Genomic DNA, 16,075 nt, shown 5'->3' with positions numbered 1-16,075 from the left:
GAGTCCCGCTGGAAAAATGGAGTGACTGGAACGCAAGGTTGGCGTCAGTGGGCATAGGCCTTGATCGACGGGGCCATTTGCGAGGCGTTGTAATTGAGGATGCGCCCGTCGGCTTCGACGCCGTAACGGCCGTTGAGTGACTCCAGCGGCAAGCCATAGAGATGGAAATGCAGGGTCGGTTGCTCGCCTGCGACCCGAATGCCATGCAGGTCCTCACCCAGGAACGCGATGGATGTACCGGGCTGCACAATTACCTCTTTTTCCAGGTGCAAGGTGGTGTATCCCGGTTCGCGACCTTCGTCATCGCGTTGATAGACGTAGTTGATTTCCTGGCCTTCAATGGCGCTGATGATGGCCCAGGTCTCGTGGTTGTGGGGGATGGTGCTTTTGCCCGGTAGCAGCGAGTTCAGGTACAGCGTCGGGGTGTCGCCGTCGTCATTGAGGCGATAGCGAAACGCGGTGCTGCCCTGCCCCGGCTCCGGTGCCGGAAAGGCCTCGAAGTTGAACAGGTCGCGGCGCTCGGCCAGGGCTTCCAGCAGCACGACAATCTGCTTGAGCGCGGCTCGGTCGACGCCACGCTGGTGAATGACGCGCACTTGCTTGAGGAAGTTCTCGATGATATCGGCACGATCAGGGGGGGTCATGGCAGGCTCCTTTAGACGGACAGGCTGTAGCGACTCAGGTTGGTCAACAGGTAAGGATCATCGGCGATGGGCGGCCGTCGCCCCGGGTCACCCAAGGCATGGCGCAGAAACTCCCGGGTGCGCTCGCTGGTGGGGTGCTGGAAAATCCGCGCGGCGCTACCGTGCTCGACAATCACGCCATTCTCGGTGAAATAGACGACATCACTGATCTCCTCGGCGAAACGCATTTCGTGGGTCACCAGCACACAGGTCATGCCCTCTTCGGTCAGCTCGCGAATCACCGTCAACACCTCGCCGACGGTTTCCGGATCCAGGGCCGAGGTCACTTCATCGAACAGGATCAGCTCTGGTCGCATCGCCAGGGCGCGGGCAATCGCCACCCGTTGTTGCTGGCCACCCGAGAGTTGTCCCGGATAGGCATCGGCCTTGTGCTCCATGCGCACCTTGGCGAGCAAGGCGCGGGCATCTTTCTCGGCGTCGGCCCGATTGCGCCCCAGGACCTTGCGCGGCGCAATCACCAGGTTCTCCAGCACCGACAGATGCGGGAACAGGTTGTACTGCTGGAATACGAACCCCACGCGCTTGCGCAATTCGATGCGCTGGGCTTCCTGGGCCAGGGTGTGAACCTCGGTGGCACCGACACGGATGCTGCCCCGCTGGGGTTGCAACAGGCCGGTGATGCAACGCAGGATCGTCGATTTGCCCGAGCCGGACGGGCCGATGATCGACACCGCTTCGCCACGGCGCACGTCCAGGTCAATGCCCTTGAGCACCGGGTTGCTGCCGAACGACAAGTGCAGGTCGCGCAGGCTGACCAGGGGTTCGGCGACGGTTTCAGTAGAAGGCATAACGTCGCTCCAGGTATTGGGTAAGGCGGGAAATCGGGTAGCAATAAGCAAAGAACAGCACCAGCAGACTCAGGTAGATCACCACGGTAAAGCCGGTCAGGTTCACGGTGTTGCTGGCGATCTGCGCGGTGTCGATCACGTCGTGCACACCCACCAGGGAGGCCAGTGCGGTGCCCATGGTGATCACCGCGTAGAGGTTCATCCACGGCGGCAACATGCGCTTGAAGCACTGCGGCAGGATGATCGAGCGGAAAATCTGCCCACGGGTGAACGCCAGGGAACGCGCCGCCTCCCATTGGGTGCTGGGAATCGAGGCGATGGCGCCACGGAAGATTTCCGCGACATTGGCGCTGGCGGGCAAAGCCAGGCCGAGGGTGACCTTGACCCAGTCGGGGAACGCGACGTAGGCACTGCCGATACGAACCTCGAACGGGAACACATACGTAGTGAAGTAGATCAGCACCAGCCAGGGCGCGTTGCGGAAGACCTGCACCCAGATCCGCGCCGGCCAGCGCAGCAAGCGCAGGGGCGACAGGACCATGGCGCCAACCAGCAGCCCCGCCGCGGAACCCAGCCCAATGGCCAGCAGGCTGATGAGAATGTTCTGGCCGAACCCCGCGGCCAGGGCCGGCGACCATTGCAACAAGGCCTTGAACACCGGACTGTGCGGGGCGACATACACCAGCCAGGACAACGTCGCCAGCCCCAGCAGCACTTTGCCGAAATGTCGCCGCGGCCAGGCCAGTGGCGCGATGACGGACGAATCAATGGCCATAGCCGGGCATCCTCAGGCGCGCTTCGAGGTAGCGCCCCACGCAGTTGACGGTGAAACTCAGCAGGCCGAAAAAACCCAGGATCAGGATCATCAGCTCCAGCACGTTATCGCTCTGGGTCCAGATCATGATGGCCGCATAGGTGATGTCGCCCACGGCGATGGCCGAGGCCACGGCGGTCATTTTCACCAGGTCGATCAGGTTGTTGATCAGCGACGGCAAGGCAAAACGCAGGGCCAGGGGCAGTTGAACGTTCCATAACAATTGGCGGCTGTTGAAGGCCAGCGAACTGGCCGCCTCCAGGGTCACCGTGGGCACGGCCTCGATACCGGCCCGCAGCGCCTCGGCATGAAACGCGCCCTTGTGCAGCGAGATCACGATCACCACCCAGGCGAAGGGGGTCAGCGGGTTGGCCGCACCGACGGCCTCGGTCAGCAGCATGTTCAGCACCAGGAAGGCGCAATACAGCTGCACCAGGGTCGGCGTGTTGCGCGTGACTTCGACAAACACCCGCGCAGGCCTTGCAAGCCAGGCCTTGCCCGACGTCAACAGCGCCGCCAGGCCGACGCCCGCCAGCAGGCTGCCGACGATGGTCAGCAGGCACAGCAAGACCGTGGTCAATGCGCCCTGCTCCAGCGTGCCGCGCTGATAGGCATCGAGCAGAAAGTTGTAGTTGAGGCCGAGGCCGGCGCTCCAATGGACGAATTGCTCCAGCCAATGGGTCATGGTTCGCCCCTCAATTGGCCGCAGGCGTGGGCAATGCGGCGGCCCGCTTCGGCGACGGTTTCGGTCGCCGTGGCGATGGACAGGCGAAACCACGGCGACAAGCCATAGGCACTGCCTGCAACACCAGCCACGCCCTCGTCCAGCAGGTACGCAACGACATCGGCATCGTGCGCCAGCCGCTGACCGTCCGGGCGATAGCGCCCCAACAACCCGGCGCAGCACACAAAGACGAAAAAACCACCGTGAGGCTCGAGGACTTCAAGGCCCTCGACATTGCGCAAGGTGTTCACCAGCACATCACGGCGCTGACGATAGGCCGCGACCTGTTCCGGCAAGAAATCCAGCCCGCCCTCGAACGCCGCCAAGGCCGCCGCCTGGCCGACCGAGGACGCCCCGGAGGTCGATTGCGATTGCACCACGGTCATGGCATCGGTCAGCGCTTGTGGCCCGGCACCGAAACCGATGCGCCAACCGGTCATGGCATAGGTTTTCGACACCCCGCCCACCAGCAGGCAGCGCGATTGCAGATCCGGCGCGACGTTGAGCAGGTTCTGGGACGGGCGCCCGTCAAAGCGAATATGTTCGTAGAGTTCATCCAGCAGAATCAGTACGTGGGCATGCCGGCGCAGCACCTGGGCCAAGCCTTGCAGTTCTGCCTCGCTGTACACCGCGCCACTGGGGTTGCCGGGGCTGTTGAGGATCAGCCAGCGCGTGCGTTCGCCGATGTGTTGCTCCAGTTGGCGAGGCGTGAGCTTGCAGCCTTGGTCCAGCCCACATTCGATGAACACCGGCTCACCACCGTTGAAGCGCACGCTGTCCGGAAAGGACGGCCAGTATGGCGTCGGTACCAGCACTTCGTCGCCGTCATCGAGGGTCGCGGCGAAGGCATTGAAGATGATCTGTTTCGCGCCGTTGGCCATCACAATGGATGCCAGCGGATAGTCCAGCCGGTTTTCGGTGCTCAGCTTGCGTTGCACCGCCACTCGCAAGGCCTTCACCCCCGGCGTCGGCGTGTACTTGGTGGCGCCGGCGGCAATGGCGGCATAGGCGGCCTGCTTGATGTGCGCCGGCGTATCGAAGTCCGGCTCACCGGTGGTCAGGTCGAGAATGTCGCGACCGGCTTCACGCAGGGCCGTGGCCCGGGACTTGGCGGCGGCATTGGCGGACAGCGAGACACGCTGCACGCGCTTGGACAGGTAAAGCGTCATGGCTGAATTTGCTCCAGGACCTTGCCCGGATTGAGCAGATTGCGCGGATCAAGCGCCTGCTTGATCCGGTGCATCAGGTCCAGTTCCACGGTACTTTTGTAGCGCCCCAACTCGTTCGCCTTGCGCTGGCCGATCCCGTGTTCGGCACTGATCGAACCGCCATGGGCGTGGGCGCTGTCGTGGACCAGTCGGCTGAGGGCGGCGTAATAGGCCATGTGCGCGTCGACCGTGGAGTCCAGCGGATGGGCGACGTTGTAATGCAGGTTGCCATCCCCCAAGTGACCGAAGGTGTAATGCCGCACGCCGGGAAACCGCTCCTGCAACAGCGCGTCGGTATGGGCAACGAACGCCACGACCTGGGAAATCGGCACCGAGATATCATGCTTCATGTTGCGACCGGCACGCTTTTGCGCATCGCTCATGTTTTCCCGCAGTTGCCAGAATGCCTGGCTCTGGACGAGGTTTTCGGCAATCAGCGCATCGGCCAGCAGGTGCTGCTCGAAGGCTTCACCCAGTACCTGCTCGAAGACTTCCCGTGCATGGCTTTCACTGCGGTTATCGGACAGTTCCAACAGCGCAAACCAAGGCTGGCGAGCACTGGCGAAGGGACGCGGGCCGTCGGGAAACTGCTCGCGCAATAGCGCAAGGCACTCGGCACTGAGCAACTCGAAGGCCGTCAGGCTGGCACCAAAGCCGGCGCGGGCATGGGACAACAAGGCCACTGCCTGCTCCAGGGAGTCGAACGCCAGAAGCGCGGTGGCCTGGGCCTTGGGCAGCGGAAACAACTTCAGGGTCGCGGCGGTGATGATGCCGAGCGTGCCTTCGCTACCGATAAACAGGTCCCGCAAATCGTAGCCGGTATTGTCCTTGCGCAAGCCGCGCAGGCCATCCCAGACTTCACCCTGGGCGGTCACGACTTCCAGGCCCAGGGTCAATTCACGGGTATTGCCGTAGCGCAGCACCGCGGTGCCGCCGGCATTGGTGCCCAGGTTGCCGCCGAGGGTGCAACTGCCTTCGGCACCGAGGCTCAAGGGGAACAAGCGACCGGCTTGGCGGGCAACGTCCTGGACGGTTTGCAGGATGCAGCCCGCCTCGACGGTCAGGGTGTCGTTGTCGGTGTCCACGGCGCGTACCCGATTCATTCGGTCGAGCAACAGCAACACGGCACGGCCGCTGGCGTCCGGGGTGGCGCCGCCCATCAGCCCGGTGTTGCCGCCCTGCACCACCACCGGTGTGTCAGCCGCGGCGCAAGCCCGGACCACCGCCGCGACCTCTTCGGTACTGGCCGGGTGTACTGCGGCAATCACCTGGCCGACGTAACGGCCCTGCTTGTCGGTCAGGTACGGTGCGGCCTCCTCGCTGCCCTGCACATGCCTGGCGCCGACCAGTGCCTGTAACGTCAAAAACAACGACTGGCTCATGGTTGCGCGGCCAGGGGGGCCGTCTGACTGTACTTGGCATGCAGATCACGCAAAGCCTGGGACGGCGCCATGCCGGTGCGCTCGCCCAGTTCGATCAGCCAGCCGCTGCGGTGCCAGTCGCGCACGATGGCATCGAGTCTGGCCTGGGTGTCGTGCTCGCCCTTGCGCAGCCAGATCACCGAATTCGATGGGATCAGATCCCCCGGCAGCGGGATTTCATAACCGGCCCATTCGGCTTCGCTCAACAGCGCATGCAGGGTCGGGCTCACGTGGACCGCTGCCACGCAGCCATTGCCGCGCAACGACAGCAACGACTCGGACTGGCTGCGAAAAGCCTTGATCTGTGCGCCGTAGGTTTCCTGCAGGGGCTTGATGAAGTTGCTGCCCTGGGACACGCATACCGGCTTGCCTTTGAGGTCGGCCCACTGGCTGATGCCGGAACCCTTGCGAATCAGCGCCGCCCCACCGACCTCCTCATAAGGCGTCGGCACGTAGTCGAGAATCTCGCCACGCTCTTGGGTGAACTGCATGTTGGCGATCAGGATGTCGACTTTGCCCTGTTGCAGGAATTGCACACGGTTTGGCGCCAGCACCGACACGGTCTGGGTCTCCACGCCCAGCGCCTTGCCGATGCCCTGGGCCAACTCGATGTTGTAGCCCAGGTGCTCGCCTGTCTTGGGATCGATGGTGCCGAACGGCGCGCCACTGAGCATCACCCCGACGCTGATGGCATGCCGTTGCTCGATCCGGTCCAGCGTGGCATCGGCGTGGGCCAGGCCGGCCGCGCAGCCGACGGACCACGCCAGGCACAGGCTGACCAGGGTTCGTGGGGCGAAAAATGAAATCATGGGCAATGACCTTGAACGTCGGTGGTTGAAGATAGAAAACAGGCGCGACGATCCTCAGGCGCCGTTGGCCTGGAACTGTTTCTGCAGCTCCACCAAGGCGGGTGACGCCGGGGTGATGCGGTTACGGGTCTGGGCCTCGATCAGCCAACCGCTGCGGTGCAATTGCTTGATGATCGGGTCGAGCCTGGCCTGGGTATCGCTTTCACCCTTGCGCGTCCAGATCACCGAGGGCGCCGGGTTCAGCTCCGGGCTCAGGGCGCGGTAACCCTGCCATTCGGCGTTGTCGGCAATCAGTGGATTGATCAGCGTGGCATCGTGCACCGCCGCGACGCAGTTATTGCCACGCAGTGCCAGGAGTGATTCCGAGGAGCTCTTGAAAGCCTTGATCTGGACGCCCAGCTCGGTGAGCGGCTTGATGTAGCTGCTGCCCTGGGAGGTGCACACCGGTTGATTCTTCAGGTCTTCCCAGCGGCTGATCGTACTGTCCTTGAGCACCGCCGCGGTGCCGCCGACGCGGTAGAACGGCGTGGGTACGAACCCGAGGATTTCACCGCGCTCGGCGGTCCATTCCATATTGGCGATCAGCACATCGACTTTGCCCTGTTGCAAGAACTGCACGCGGTTGGCGGGCAATACCGGCACCAGTTGCACCTCGGCGCCCAGTTGCCGGCCCAATTCCTGGGCGAGCTCGACGTTCAAGCCGCGCGGTTTCTGGGTGGCGGGGTCGATGCTGCCGAACGGGCCACCGGACAGCAGCACACCCACCGCCAGTTCGTGGCGCTGTTCGATCTTGTCCAGGGTGGCATCGGCCTGGGCGATGTTGACGGCTGACAATGAAATCAAGGCGCCCAGCATGACAGGCAGCAATCGTTTTACGGGTGAGCGCTCGAGCAACATGGATTTCCCCTCATGGATGGCCGGCGTCCCCCGACCTGATGAGTGGGCATCCTAGGTAGCACTTGGAGGCAAAGGAAATTCAAATATCTAATATCGTTATAACTCTCAGGGTTTGGTTTCCAGGCGAAAAACTTATAACCGCTGCTTTACTGGCCTACAGTCAAGCACCCGCCGCAACGCCCCCATCAACTCATAAAAATCTGTAATGTTTAGGTTTACACCCTTGATGTGAAACAAACGCCATGTCGACCCTCGATCTCGAATTACTGCGCACCTTCATCGCCGTGGTCGATCACCACAGCTTTGCCGAAGCCGGCGCCCAATTGTCTCGCACACAATCTTCAGTGACCCAGCACATGCAACGCCTGGAGCAGCAAGTCGGGGTCAGCCTGTTCGAAAAACGCGGACGGCAAAAACAGCTCACGGAAGCCGGCCGGCAATTGCTGCGGCATGCGCGACAGATGCTATCGCTCAATGACGATGTCCTCAGCTCCCTGCGTGAGAGCAGCCTCAGTGGCGTGCTGCGCATCGGTTCGCCCCACGACATCGCCGACACCATCCTGCCCCCGATCCTCAGTCACATTGCCCGCTCGGCCCCGCGCTTGCGCCTGGAAATCGATGTCGGACGCAGCCCGTTCCTGATGGACGACCTGCATCGAGGCAAGGTCGACATGATCATTTCCACCCGCCAGGATCCGAGCCTTGAAGGCTTCGCCTTGCGCACCTCGCCGGTGTGGTGGATCTGCTCGGCCCAGTACCTGCACAACCCCGGCGAACCGTTGCCGCTGATTCTGGTGGATGAGCCCAGCATCTATCGCCGCTATGCCCTCGAGGCGCTCGAACGCGCCAAGATTCCCTGGCGCCAGGCCTACCTGGCCTCGAACCTGATCGGCATCAAGGCCGCGACCCGCGCGGGTCTAGGGGTGACCCCACGCAGCATGGAAATGCTCGGCCCGGACATGCGGGTGTTGGGGGAAAACGATGGTTTACCGCGGCTCCCGGACGTGACTTATCACCTGTGGATTCGACCCAATACCGTCAACCCATTGGTACGCCGGGCTTACGAGTTGATCCGCAGCAACCAGGGGCACGGGAACTGATACGCCCGTGCCCCTTCGCAGGACTTTGACCGGCGTCAGGCCCCTGAGCGAATGCGCTCGACCAGGCGAGCCTGGAGTTTTTCCAGCTCCTCGGGATCGGCCTTGCCCCGGCCATGCACACCCGGCTCCTCGCCTTCCCAGCGAGGAATGATGTGCATGTGAATGTGAAAGACCGTTTGCCCGGCCACAGCGCCATTGAACTGCGCAACCTGGACCCCGTCCGGCTGCAACTCTTCCACGATGATGCGCGTCAGGCGCTGTACGGCAGACATCATCGCGCCCAGGACAGCGGGCTCGACTTCGAGGATGTTGCGCGCCTGGGAGGCTTTGGGGATGACCAGCACATGGCCGCGCGATTGAGGAAAGATATCCAGGAAGGCCAGCACATCGGCGTCTTCGTAAATCTTGTAGCACGGCGCATCGCCGCGAAGGATCAGCGCAAAGATGTTCTGCGGATCGTAGTGACCGTGGAGACTCATGTTCACTCCTTGAATGGGTGTGGAGAGGTGGGTTGCCGGTAAGAGATTTAGCACAGTCCAGTGGCAACGTCTCGTAAAGGCCTGCTTGAACGTCAGGGCTGGGCTTGCTGGGGAGGGTGTCGTATCCGTTGGTATCGGTGCTGGATGCCGGACCGCTATCGCGAGCAAGCTCGCTCCCACAGGGGATTTGCGGGGGGCACTCCATCACGGTTCGCCGCCGGCCATTGTGGGAGCGAGCTTGCTCTCGATGGCGGTGGGTCAGTGGGCGTCAGGGCTGGTTGCCGGGTCACTTTCGCGGGCTTCCTTCAGCGTAACGGCAATTTTCCGCTGCAATTCACTTTCCGAAAACGGCTTGTGCAGAACCGGCCGCGCGGCGTACTCGGCCGGCAGCCCGCTGGCGCCGTATCCGGTGCTGAACAGGAAGGGGATTTGGCGACCGCGAAGAATGTCGGCCACCGGGAACACACGCTCGCCGGCCAGGTTGACGTCCAGGATCGCCAGGTCCACCTGCACCGAGCCGGCGATTTCACATGCAGCAGCGAGCCGGGCGACCGAGGCCACCACTTCGCATCCGAATTCTTCCAGCATCTCCTCGATCAACAGGGCGATCGCGCCTTCGTCTTCGACGACCAGCACCCGGATTCCAGCCAATGGGCTCATGCCCCGCTCGCTCCAATCGGGAACGAAAAGCGACAGTAAACGCCTTGTGGGGCATAGGTGAGGTCAAACGTGCCACCCAGGTCGCGCTCGATGCAGCGCTTCATCAGGCGTGAACCCAGCCCTTCCCGTTCCGGCGGGGATACCTGCGGCCCTCCACGCTCCTGCCAGTCGAGGGTCAGCCATGTTCCGTCCGCTTGGGTCTGCAGGTGCCAGGTGACAGCAAGCGTCCCCGTCTCGACCGACATGGCCCCGTACTTGAGCGCGTTGATCGCCAATTCATTGAGGGTCATCGTCAGGTTGAGCGCCACGCGGGTGCCGATGTCCACGCAAGCGCCCTCGATCGCGACACGGCCAGGCTCATGCCCAAAGACCGGCAGCAGCACTTCATGGGCCAGGGTGTCGAGTGGCGTCTGCCCCCAATGGCGCTTGGTCAAGAGGTCATGTGCACGGGACAATGCCAACAGCCTGGCTTCGAAACGCCTGTAGCCGTCCTTCGCATCCTCTGCATTGCGCGCGGTCTGGGCCGCCAGCGATTGCACCGTGGCCAGGGTGTTCTTGACCCGGTGATTGAGCTCGTCGATCAGCGTTTTCTGCCGGTTCTCCGCCTGTTTTCGCTCGGAAATATCGACCAGCATGTTGATGGCGCCCACCAGGTTTCCATCGGCGTCATGCAACGGCGTGGGAAACGGCGTGAACGGTACATGGCTGCCATCCGGCCGCTCCGCGATGGCCTCGACCCCGCGTATCGGCCGGTTTTCCTTCAGCGCCACCGCCATCGGGCATTGATCGTGGGGAAGCGCGGTTCCGTCCGTATTGAACAGCTTCCAGGTCACACACCACATGTCGCCCAACTGCGGGGTGCGCCCCGACAGTTCGACAGCGGCGCGATTGTAGAACGTGATGCGACCCTCGGCGTCGGTGGTGTACACCGCGGCAGGCAATGCTTCGAGCAGATTGCGCATGTGCCGTTCGCTTTCGCGGATCTGGTTTTCCATCCGCCGCGCCAGCGTGACGTCCTGCAGCACCCGCACGCCATAACGAAACGCACCGTTGGCGTCCCTCACCGACGAGCTGTGGATGTCGAGGTAGACCACCTCGCCATCGGGCTTCAGGGCGCGCTTGCGCAGCACGTAGTTATCCAGTTCGCCAGCCACCTGGCGGGCGTACAACCCCGCATCCTGCGCGATGCAGTCCGGGTGGGTGTAGTCCAGGAACGTCATCGACAGGAGCTCCTCCCGCGACCGACCCAGCATGTTGCACAGGGCGTCGTTCACCCGGAGCAAGCGACCGTCGATATCGACCTCGGAAATCCCGATGGTCACCGCCTCATAGGTCGCCGAAAGCCGCTCATCGCTCTCCTGGCGCGCCACCTCGGCCGCATGGACACAGCTCCTGTCAATCGTGAAGCAACGGGTGTTGAAAAGCCTTCCGTCCTCGAAGCGCCCGTTCGAAGTGATGGTGACATGCTTGATCGAGCCGTCTTTCGCCCTCAGCCGCGCCGGATAACTCTCCAGGCAGTCGCCACTGCCCAGCTTGGCGAGGATGTCGCCGATAACCGGTTCGTCGACATGAAACTCGGTGATGTGCCGCCCGATGTATTCCTCTGCCGGATAACCCAGCAGCGCCAGCTCCGCCTTGTTGGCACGCAGGATGATGCCCTCGCCACTGACGATATGCAGGCCCACGGCGCTGTTTTCGAAAAAGTCTTCCAGGTCGGCACTCTTGCGCCGAAGCTCCTCGGCCATGGCATGGTGCGCCGAAACATCCTGGAAGCAGTTGATCACCCCTTGAATGACGCCCCGCCGATCCCTGAGGGCGCGGATGTTCATCAGCGCCACGAACCGCGAGCCATCCGGGCGTTGGATGATCACTTCCTGGTTGCGCGGCGCAATGCCTGTATTGAGCGCCGTAGCCGTCGGGCAGTGTTCGAATGCCAGCGGCGTGCCATCGGCCAGGAACAATCGATAGGCACCGCAAAAACGGTCGCCGCGCTCACCGAGTGCCGGCGCCCTTCCCCACAGCTCGGCCGCCTCGCTGTTGTACCGGACAAGCCACCCCTGGTGATCGCAGAGGTACACCGCACCTGGAATGGCATCGAGCGCGCTCGTCCCCATTGCGATCAAGCTTTCGTATTCGCTCGGCGCATGGGTTTGCGTGGGTAGCTCTTCAATGTTCGACATCTGTCATCCTCAAACCGCCTGGCTGAAACCTTTCGCAGGGGCATCAATGGAGTCTAGATCCCTATTCATCGAACGAGTTCAGCAAAACTCGACACCACAACCTCCGCGCCTCAAAACTTGAAGAGCGCCTGGGGTGTCTGGACCATTAACGCATGCATCAGCGACGCCGAACACTCCAACGCGCGCAATTGCGCGATGACCGTCTCGAAGCCGACATGCGCTTCATGCTGAGTGTGTGGCCAATCGCTGCCCCAGACCAGGCGTTCGGGGCCGAAACTGCGTTCCAGCAGCGCCAACGAGGCGCGGGCGAATTCAAGGTTGCGCGGGGCCGTTGCGCCCAATCGATAGATACCGGACACCTTCATCCACACCTGCCCGCCCTGCCCCAGCGCCATCAATTGGGCGAAGCCAGGCTGATCCAGCCCCGAACGCGCATCCGGGCGGCCGAAATGATCGACCACCAACTTGATGCCCAACGGCAACAGCTGAGCCATCAACCCCGGCAAGTCCACCAGATTGGCATGCAACTCGACATGCCAATCGAGTTCCGCGATGTGGCCCAACAAGCCGCTCCAGGCGATGTCACGAAAATCAGGCAAGGCTTTGCCCATCAGGTTCAAGCGCACACCGACCACGCCCGACCGGGCCATGTCCTCCAGCTCGGCGCGGCTGACGTCTCGCTCCACCACCACGACCCCGCGCAACTGCTCCGGTGCTTGCCGTAGCGCGGCCAGCAGGTAGCGGTTATCGGTGCCGAGAAAGCTCGGCTGCACCAACACGCCATGGCTCAAGCCATGGGTGTGCAAGTGGCCCAGGTATTGAGCGAGCGTGGCGTCATAGTCGGGTGTGTAGCGCCGGACAGCGGCCAGTTCCAGCTCACGAGTGAACACGTGGGCGTGGCAGTCAATGCCGGTCATCGGTTTGGTACAGGTATCAACCATGGGTTTCATCTATCGACAATAAGGGAAATCAGGCCCGGGCGCTCTGGCTGTCAGGCTCAACCACAGGCGCCGATGCAGCGGTGGCTTCCAGGCTGCGGCCGCGGGTTTCCGGCAGGCACAGCGCCGCGATCACCGCCACGCCGTAGGCAATCCCGGCGTCGATGCCAATGGCCGAGCCCAAGGACATGGAATCGCTCATGTGGCCGACCAGGAACGGGAACACCGACGAGAGCACCCGGCCGAAGTTGTAGCAGAACCCCACACCGGCGCCGCGCACATCCGCCGGGTACAGCTCGTTGAAAAACGCCCCGAGGCTCGCCGGAATACCGGCCGCGAAGAAGCCGAGCGGGAACCCCAGGAACAACATCTGGGTGTTGGTCAACGGCAGGAACACATAGCACTGCACGGTGACCACGCAGCACAGCGCGAACAACACGATGTTCTTCCGACGTCCAATGCGATCGATCAACAGGCCACTGACTACGCAGCCGCACCAGAAGGCGAAGATGATCACCGCCAGGTAGCCGCCGGAGTTGAGCACCGACAGGTTGCGCTCGGTCTTGAGGAAGGTCGGCAGCCAGGTCATCACGGCATGGTAACCACCGTGCGCCCCTAGCCCCAGCAACCCGCCAAACAAGGTCACGCGGATCAACTCGGGGCGAAAGATACCGGCCAGGGACTTGAAGAAACTTTGCGGGATGACGTTGTCTTTTTTCAGGCGCTGGAAACTGTCGGGCTCTTCAACGTTGCGTCGCACCCAGATGATCAGGAACGACGGCAGCAGGCCCACGACGAACATCACCCGCCAGGCCATGTCCTGCGGCACGAGGGAATAGATCAAGGTAAAGACGCCGACCGCCAGCCCCCAACCCACCGCCCAGGCGCTTTGCACCGTACCCATGACCTTGCCACGGTACTTGGGGTTGATGGTCTCGGCCATCAATACCGCGCCGGCGGCCCATTCCCCGCCAATCCCGAAGCCTTGCAACGCCTTGACGATCAACAGCTGGTGGAAGCCCGTGACGAACGCCGACAAGAAGGTGAAGAATGAAAACCACATGATCATCCATTGCAACGTGCGCACCCGACCGTAGCGGTCCGACAGCGTCCCGCCGACCCAGCCGCCGATGGCCGAAGTGACCAGGGTCACGCCGCTGACCAGCCCGGCATCGCCCTTGGTCAGGGCGAACGCGGCGATCAATGCCGGTATCGCCAGGCCGAACATCTGTACTTCCAAGGCGTCGAGCGACCATCCGCCGAAACAGGCCCAAAACGTTTTGCGCTCCCGCGCAGTGACTTGGCGATACCAACTGAACATGATTTCTTATCCTTGTAAGTGGAACGAAAGGCAGCCGAGAGCGAACCGCGCCGCTACAGGGCCAGTCATGACAAACAAAACGGTAAGGACAGCGGCGATCGACTCGCCGCTAGCCGGATCGGGTCAGCGAATTTCCACGCGGTAGCGGAAGTGCTCGGCATGCCCGCGGGAGCGTCGCCACTCCAGGGGATTGCCGGCGTAATCCCGTGCCAGGCGCTCGATCACCACCACCGGGCTGTTGACCGGCACCTGCAGCAATCTTGCGTGCACCTCATTCACCGATTCGGCGGTGAGGGTTTCTTCGGCATAGGCGACAACCTGGCCGCAAACCTCTTCATAAATGGGGTAAAGCAACGGGCCCTTTTGGCTCAGGTCGATGTCGAGCAAGGTTTGGAAGCGGCTACGGGGCAACCAGATTTCTTCGGCGAGCACCGGCTCCACTTCCAGCAGACGCACCCGCACCAGGCGAATCACCGGCGCATCCACCGGCAACCCCAGCGCCTGGGCCACCGCCGATGGCGCGGCCACCGGTTCCACGGACAAGATCCGGCTCTCGGGGACTCGGCGTTCACCAGAAGCGCTTTGAAAACGGAAGAAACGGAACAACGACGACTGAAACTGCGGCCGGCGAATGAAAGTACCGCGCCCCTGCTGGCGCTCCAGGATGCCCTCGCTGACCAGCGCATCGATGGCCTTGCGCACTGTGCCGGTCGACAACTGGTACTCCGCTGAAAGGGCGGCCTCGGTCGGAATCGCCTCCCCCGGGCGCCAGCGGTTATTGGCGATCTGCTCAGCCAATTGGTCACGCAAACGTTGGTAAAGCGGCAGACGGACATCGCTGGAGAGAGAGCTCATTGACCTTATTCACCTTGTTATCTAGTCATATATATGAATATGAGCGACGAGTATTTACCCAGGCTCGATGGCTGTCAAGAAGTGCCAGGGTGTCTCGTTGACGAATGGTGAATCCAACTACGCAGCCGCCCGCAATCTGCCGGGCGGCGTGCGGCCAACTCAGTTGAGATGAGCCTTGAGCTCAGCCCCGGCCTGCCTCATCGCGGCCTTCACTTCCGGTACCTGGCTCAGCGGATTGAGCAAGCCATAGTCATGAATCATTCCGTTGTAACGAACCGCCGTCACCTCCACGCCGGCAGCATCGAGCTTGCGGGCATAGGCTTCGCCCTCATCCCGCAGAACATCGAGCCCTGCGGTTTGCACGAGGGCCGGTGGCAGCCCTTCCAACTGATCGAGGCTTGCCTTGAGTGGCGAGGCATGAATCTGCGCACGCTCGTTCGGGTCTGCCGTGTAGCTATCCCAGAACCAAGTCATCATGTTCCTGGTGAGGAAGTGCCCTTCGGCGAATTGCCGGTATGAATCGGTATCGAAGCTCGAGTCGGTTACCGGCCACAGCAGCAGTTGGAAGCGAAGCTTCGGCGTGGCTTTTTCCTTCGCCATCAGGCTCACGACCGCCGCCATATTGCCGCCGACGCTATTGCCGGCCACGGCCAATCGCTTGCCATCCACGTTGATCTCCTGACCATGCTCGGCGACCCATTTGGTCGCGGCGTAGGCTTGGTTTATCGCGGTAGGGTAATGGGCTTCGGGAGACGGCGTGTAATCGACATACACCGCGACGGCGCCCGAAGCGACGACCAGGTCGCGAATCAATCGGGCATGGGTCGGGTAATCCCCCAACACCCAACCACCGCCATGAAAAAACATGAACACGGGCAGCGGCCCCTTGACCTTCTGCGGCCGTACAACCGTCAACTTGATCGCCTTGCCGTCGGCCATGATCGTTTTGTCACTGACCTCGATGCCCGACATATCGACCTGAACCGACTTCTGGGCGCCGGTCAGGACCGCACGCGCCTCCTGCGGGCTCAACTGCTCGAGAGGTTTGCCACCCCCTGCCGCCAACGCGCTCAAGAACGCCTGGGTCTGATGCTCAGGTACCGGATTCGCGGCAGCCATGGTTGCCCCCACAGACAGCGCGATCATTGCGGGCACAGCTTTCGATAGATGTTTCATG

16 protein-coding genes are annotated in these 16,075 nt (G+C 62.4%); 1 reads left to right on the top strand and 15 read right to left on the bottom strand.

From position 1 onward, the window contains the following. Positions 1–44: 44 nt before the first annotated feature. The 8 genes from BLU85_RS08930 to BLU85_RS08895 are packed head-to-tail and all read right to left on the bottom strand — an operon-like array spanning position 45 to position 7,365. Complete coding sequence (locus BLU85_RS08930) at positions 45–644, bottom strand: cysteine dioxygenase family protein (RefSeq protein WP_092197935.1); 600 nt, start codon at positions 642–644, stop codon at positions 45–47. Positions 645–655: 11 nt separating this feature from the next. Next, positions 656–1,492 carry an amino acid ABC transporter ATP-binding protein gene (locus BLU85_RS08925; protein WP_060741888.1) on the bottom strand — a complete coding sequence of 279 codons (837 nt, stop codon included), beginning with the start codon at positions 1,490–1,492 and terminating at the stop codon, positions 656–658. Next, positions 1,479–2,267 carry an amino acid ABC transporter permease gene (locus BLU85_RS08920; RefSeq protein ID WP_092197932.1) on the bottom strand — a complete coding sequence of 263 codons (789 nt, stop codon included), beginning with the start codon at positions 2,265–2,267 and terminating at the stop codon, positions 1,479–1,481. Before BLU85_RS08920 ends, BLU85_RS08925 begins: the two co-directional genes overlap by 14 nt. Continuing rightward, positions 2,257–2,991, bottom strand: coding sequence for an amino acid ABC transporter permease (locus BLU85_RS08915; protein WP_060741886.1), 735 nt, complete (start codon positions 2,989–2,991; stop codon positions 2,257–2,259). Before BLU85_RS08915 ends, BLU85_RS08920 begins: the two co-directional genes overlap by 11 nt. Then, positions 2,988–4,199 (bottom strand): aminotransferase class I/II-fold pyridoxal phosphate-dependent enzyme, encoded by a 1,212-nt coding sequence (locus BLU85_RS08910; protein WP_092197929.1) that lies wholly within the window; start codon positions 4,197–4,199, stop codon positions 2,988–2,990. Before BLU85_RS08910 ends, BLU85_RS08915 begins: the two co-directional genes overlap by 4 nt. Beyond that, entirely contained in the window at positions 4,196–5,620 is a 1,425-nt protein-coding gene (locus BLU85_RS08905) for an FAD-binding oxidoreductase (protein ID WP_092197926.1), read from the bottom strand. The genes BLU85_RS08910 and BLU85_RS08905 overlap by 4 nt, the downstream gene beginning before the upstream one ends. After that, entirely contained in the window at positions 5,617–6,468 is an 852-nt protein-coding gene (locus tag BLU85_RS08900) for a transporter substrate-binding domain-containing protein (protein ID WP_092197923.1), read from the bottom strand. Before BLU85_RS08900 ends, BLU85_RS08905 begins: the two co-directional genes overlap by 4 nt. Positions 6,469–6,522: 54 nt before the next feature. Then, positions 6,523–7,365, bottom strand: coding sequence for a transporter substrate-binding domain-containing protein (locus BLU85_RS08895; protein ID WP_092197920.1), 843 nt, complete (start codon positions 7,363–7,365; stop codon positions 6,523–6,525). Between the two features lie 242 nt (positions 7,366–7,607). Here BLU85_RS08895 and BLU85_RS08890 point away from each other — a divergent pair, with 242 nt between their 5' ends. Continuing rightward, a complete protein-coding gene (locus BLU85_RS08890) occupies positions 7,608–8,465 on the top strand; it encodes a LysR substrate-binding domain-containing protein (RefSeq protein WP_092197917.1) in 858 nt (285 codons plus the stop codon). A gap of 35 nt (positions 8,466–8,500) precedes the next feature. On the opposite strand, the gene BLU85_RS08885 is transcribed toward BLU85_RS08890, so the two are convergent. The 7 genes from BLU85_RS08885 to BLU85_RS08855 form a co-directional block, all read right to left on the bottom strand. Beyond that, positions 8,501–8,944: an HIT family protein gene (locus tag BLU85_RS08885; protein WP_092197914.1), complete on the bottom strand. Its 444-nt coding sequence runs from the start codon at positions 8,942–8,944 to the stop codon at positions 8,501–8,503. Between the two features lie 258 nt (positions 8,945–9,202). Next, positions 9,203–9,604: a response regulator gene (locus BLU85_RS08880; RefSeq protein WP_092197911.1), complete on the bottom strand. Its 402-nt coding sequence runs from the start codon at positions 9,602–9,604 to the stop codon at positions 9,203–9,205. Continuing rightward, positions 9,601–11,784, bottom strand: coding sequence for a PAS domain-containing sensor histidine kinase (locus BLU85_RS08875; protein WP_092197908.1), 2,184 nt, complete (start codon positions 11,782–11,784; stop codon positions 9,601–9,603). The genes BLU85_RS08880 and BLU85_RS08875 overlap by 4 nt, the downstream gene beginning before the upstream one ends. 110 nt (positions 11,785–11,894) lie before the next feature. Beyond that, entirely contained in the window at positions 11,895–12,725 is an 831-nt protein-coding gene (locus BLU85_RS08870; protein WP_092197905.1) for an amidohydrolase family protein, read from the bottom strand. Between the two features lie 28 nt (positions 12,726–12,753). Beyond that, complete coding sequence (locus BLU85_RS08865) at positions 12,754–14,043, bottom strand: MFS transporter (protein WP_092197902.1); 1,290 nt, start codon at positions 14,041–14,043, stop codon at positions 12,754–12,756. Positions 14,044–14,166: 123 nt separating this feature from the next. Next, positions 14,167–14,898, bottom strand: coding sequence for a GntR family transcriptional regulator (locus BLU85_RS08860; RefSeq protein WP_092197899.1), 732 nt, complete (start codon positions 14,896–14,898; stop codon positions 14,167–14,169). A gap of 159 nt (positions 14,899–15,057) precedes the next feature. Next, positions 15,058–16,074 carry an alpha/beta hydrolase gene (locus BLU85_RS08855; protein ID WP_092197896.1) on the bottom strand — a complete coding sequence of 339 codons (1,017 nt, stop codon included), beginning with the start codon at positions 16,072–16,074 and terminating at the stop codon, positions 15,058–15,060. Position 16,075: the final 1 nt, after the last annotated feature.

The sequence above is a fragment of the Pseudomonas sp. NFACC14 genome, from assembly GCF_900106885.1.
GTDB classification, from domain to species: Bacteria; Pseudomonadota; Gammaproteobacteria; order Pseudomonadales; family Pseudomonadaceae; genus Aquipseudomonas; species Aquipseudomonas fluorescens_AA.
Note: the sequence above shows the minus strand (reverse complement) of the source record. Positions and strands in the feature narration are given on the sequence as shown.

Coding starts and splice junctions, on each gene's coding strand:
- BLU85_RS08915 (WP_060741886.1), bottom strand. CDS start 2,991: ATGACCCATTGGCTGGAGCAATTCGTCCATTGGAGCGCCGGCCTCGGC.
- BLU85_RS08920 (WP_092197932.1), bottom strand. CDS start 2,267: ATGGCCATTGATTCGTCCGTCATCGCGCCACTGGCCTGGCCGCGGCGA.
- BLU85_RS08860 (WP_092197899.1), bottom strand. CDS start 14,898: ATGAGCTCTCTCTCCAGCGATGTCCGTCTGCCGCTTTACCAACGTTTG.
- BLU85_RS08880 (WP_092197911.1), bottom strand. CDS start 9,604: ATGAGCCCATTGGCTGGAATCCGGGTGCTGGTCGTCGAAGACGAAGGC.
- BLU85_RS08910 (WP_092197929.1), bottom strand. CDS start 4,199: ATGACGCTTTACCTGTCCAAGCGCGTGCAGCGTGTCTCGCTGTCCGCC.
- BLU85_RS08925 (WP_060741888.1), bottom strand. CDS start 1,492: ATGCCTTCTACTGAAACCGTCGCCGAACCCCTGGTCAGCCTGCGCGAC.
- BLU85_RS08895 (WP_092197920.1), bottom strand. CDS start 7,365: ATGTTGCTCGAGCGCTCACCCGTAAAACGATTGCTGCCTGTCATGCTG.
- BLU85_RS08905 (WP_092197926.1), bottom strand. CDS start 5,620: ATGAGCCAGTCGTTGTTTTTGACGTTACAGGCACTGGTCGGCGCCAGG.
- BLU85_RS08875 (WP_092197908.1), bottom strand. CDS start 11,784: ATGTCGAACATTGAAGAGCTACCCACGCAAACCCATGCGCCGAGCGAA.
- BLU85_RS08885 (WP_092197914.1), bottom strand. CDS start 8,944: ATGAGTCTCCACGGTCACTACGATCCGCAGAACATCTTTGCGCTGATC.
- BLU85_RS08870 (WP_092197905.1), bottom strand. CDS start 12,725: ATGGTTGATACCTGTACCAAACCGATGACCGGCATTGACTGCCACGCC.
- BLU85_RS08930 (WP_092197935.1), bottom strand. CDS start 644: ATGACCCCCCCTGATCGTGCCGATATCATCGAGAACTTCCTCAAGCAA.
- BLU85_RS08855 (WP_092197896.1), bottom strand. CDS start 16,074: ATGAAACATCTATCGAAAGCTGTGCCCGCAATGATCGCGCTGTCTGTG.
- BLU85_RS08890 (WP_092197917.1), top strand. CDS start 7,608: ATGTCGACCCTCGATCTCGAATTACTGCGCACCTTCATCGCCGTGGTC.
- BLU85_RS08900 (WP_092197923.1), bottom strand. CDS start 6,468: ATGATTTCATTTTTCGCCCCACGAACCCTGGTCAGCCTGTGCCTGGCG.
- BLU85_RS08865 (WP_092197902.1), bottom strand. CDS start 14,043: ATGTTCAGTTGGTATCGCCAAGTCACTGCGCGGGAGCGCAAAACGTTT.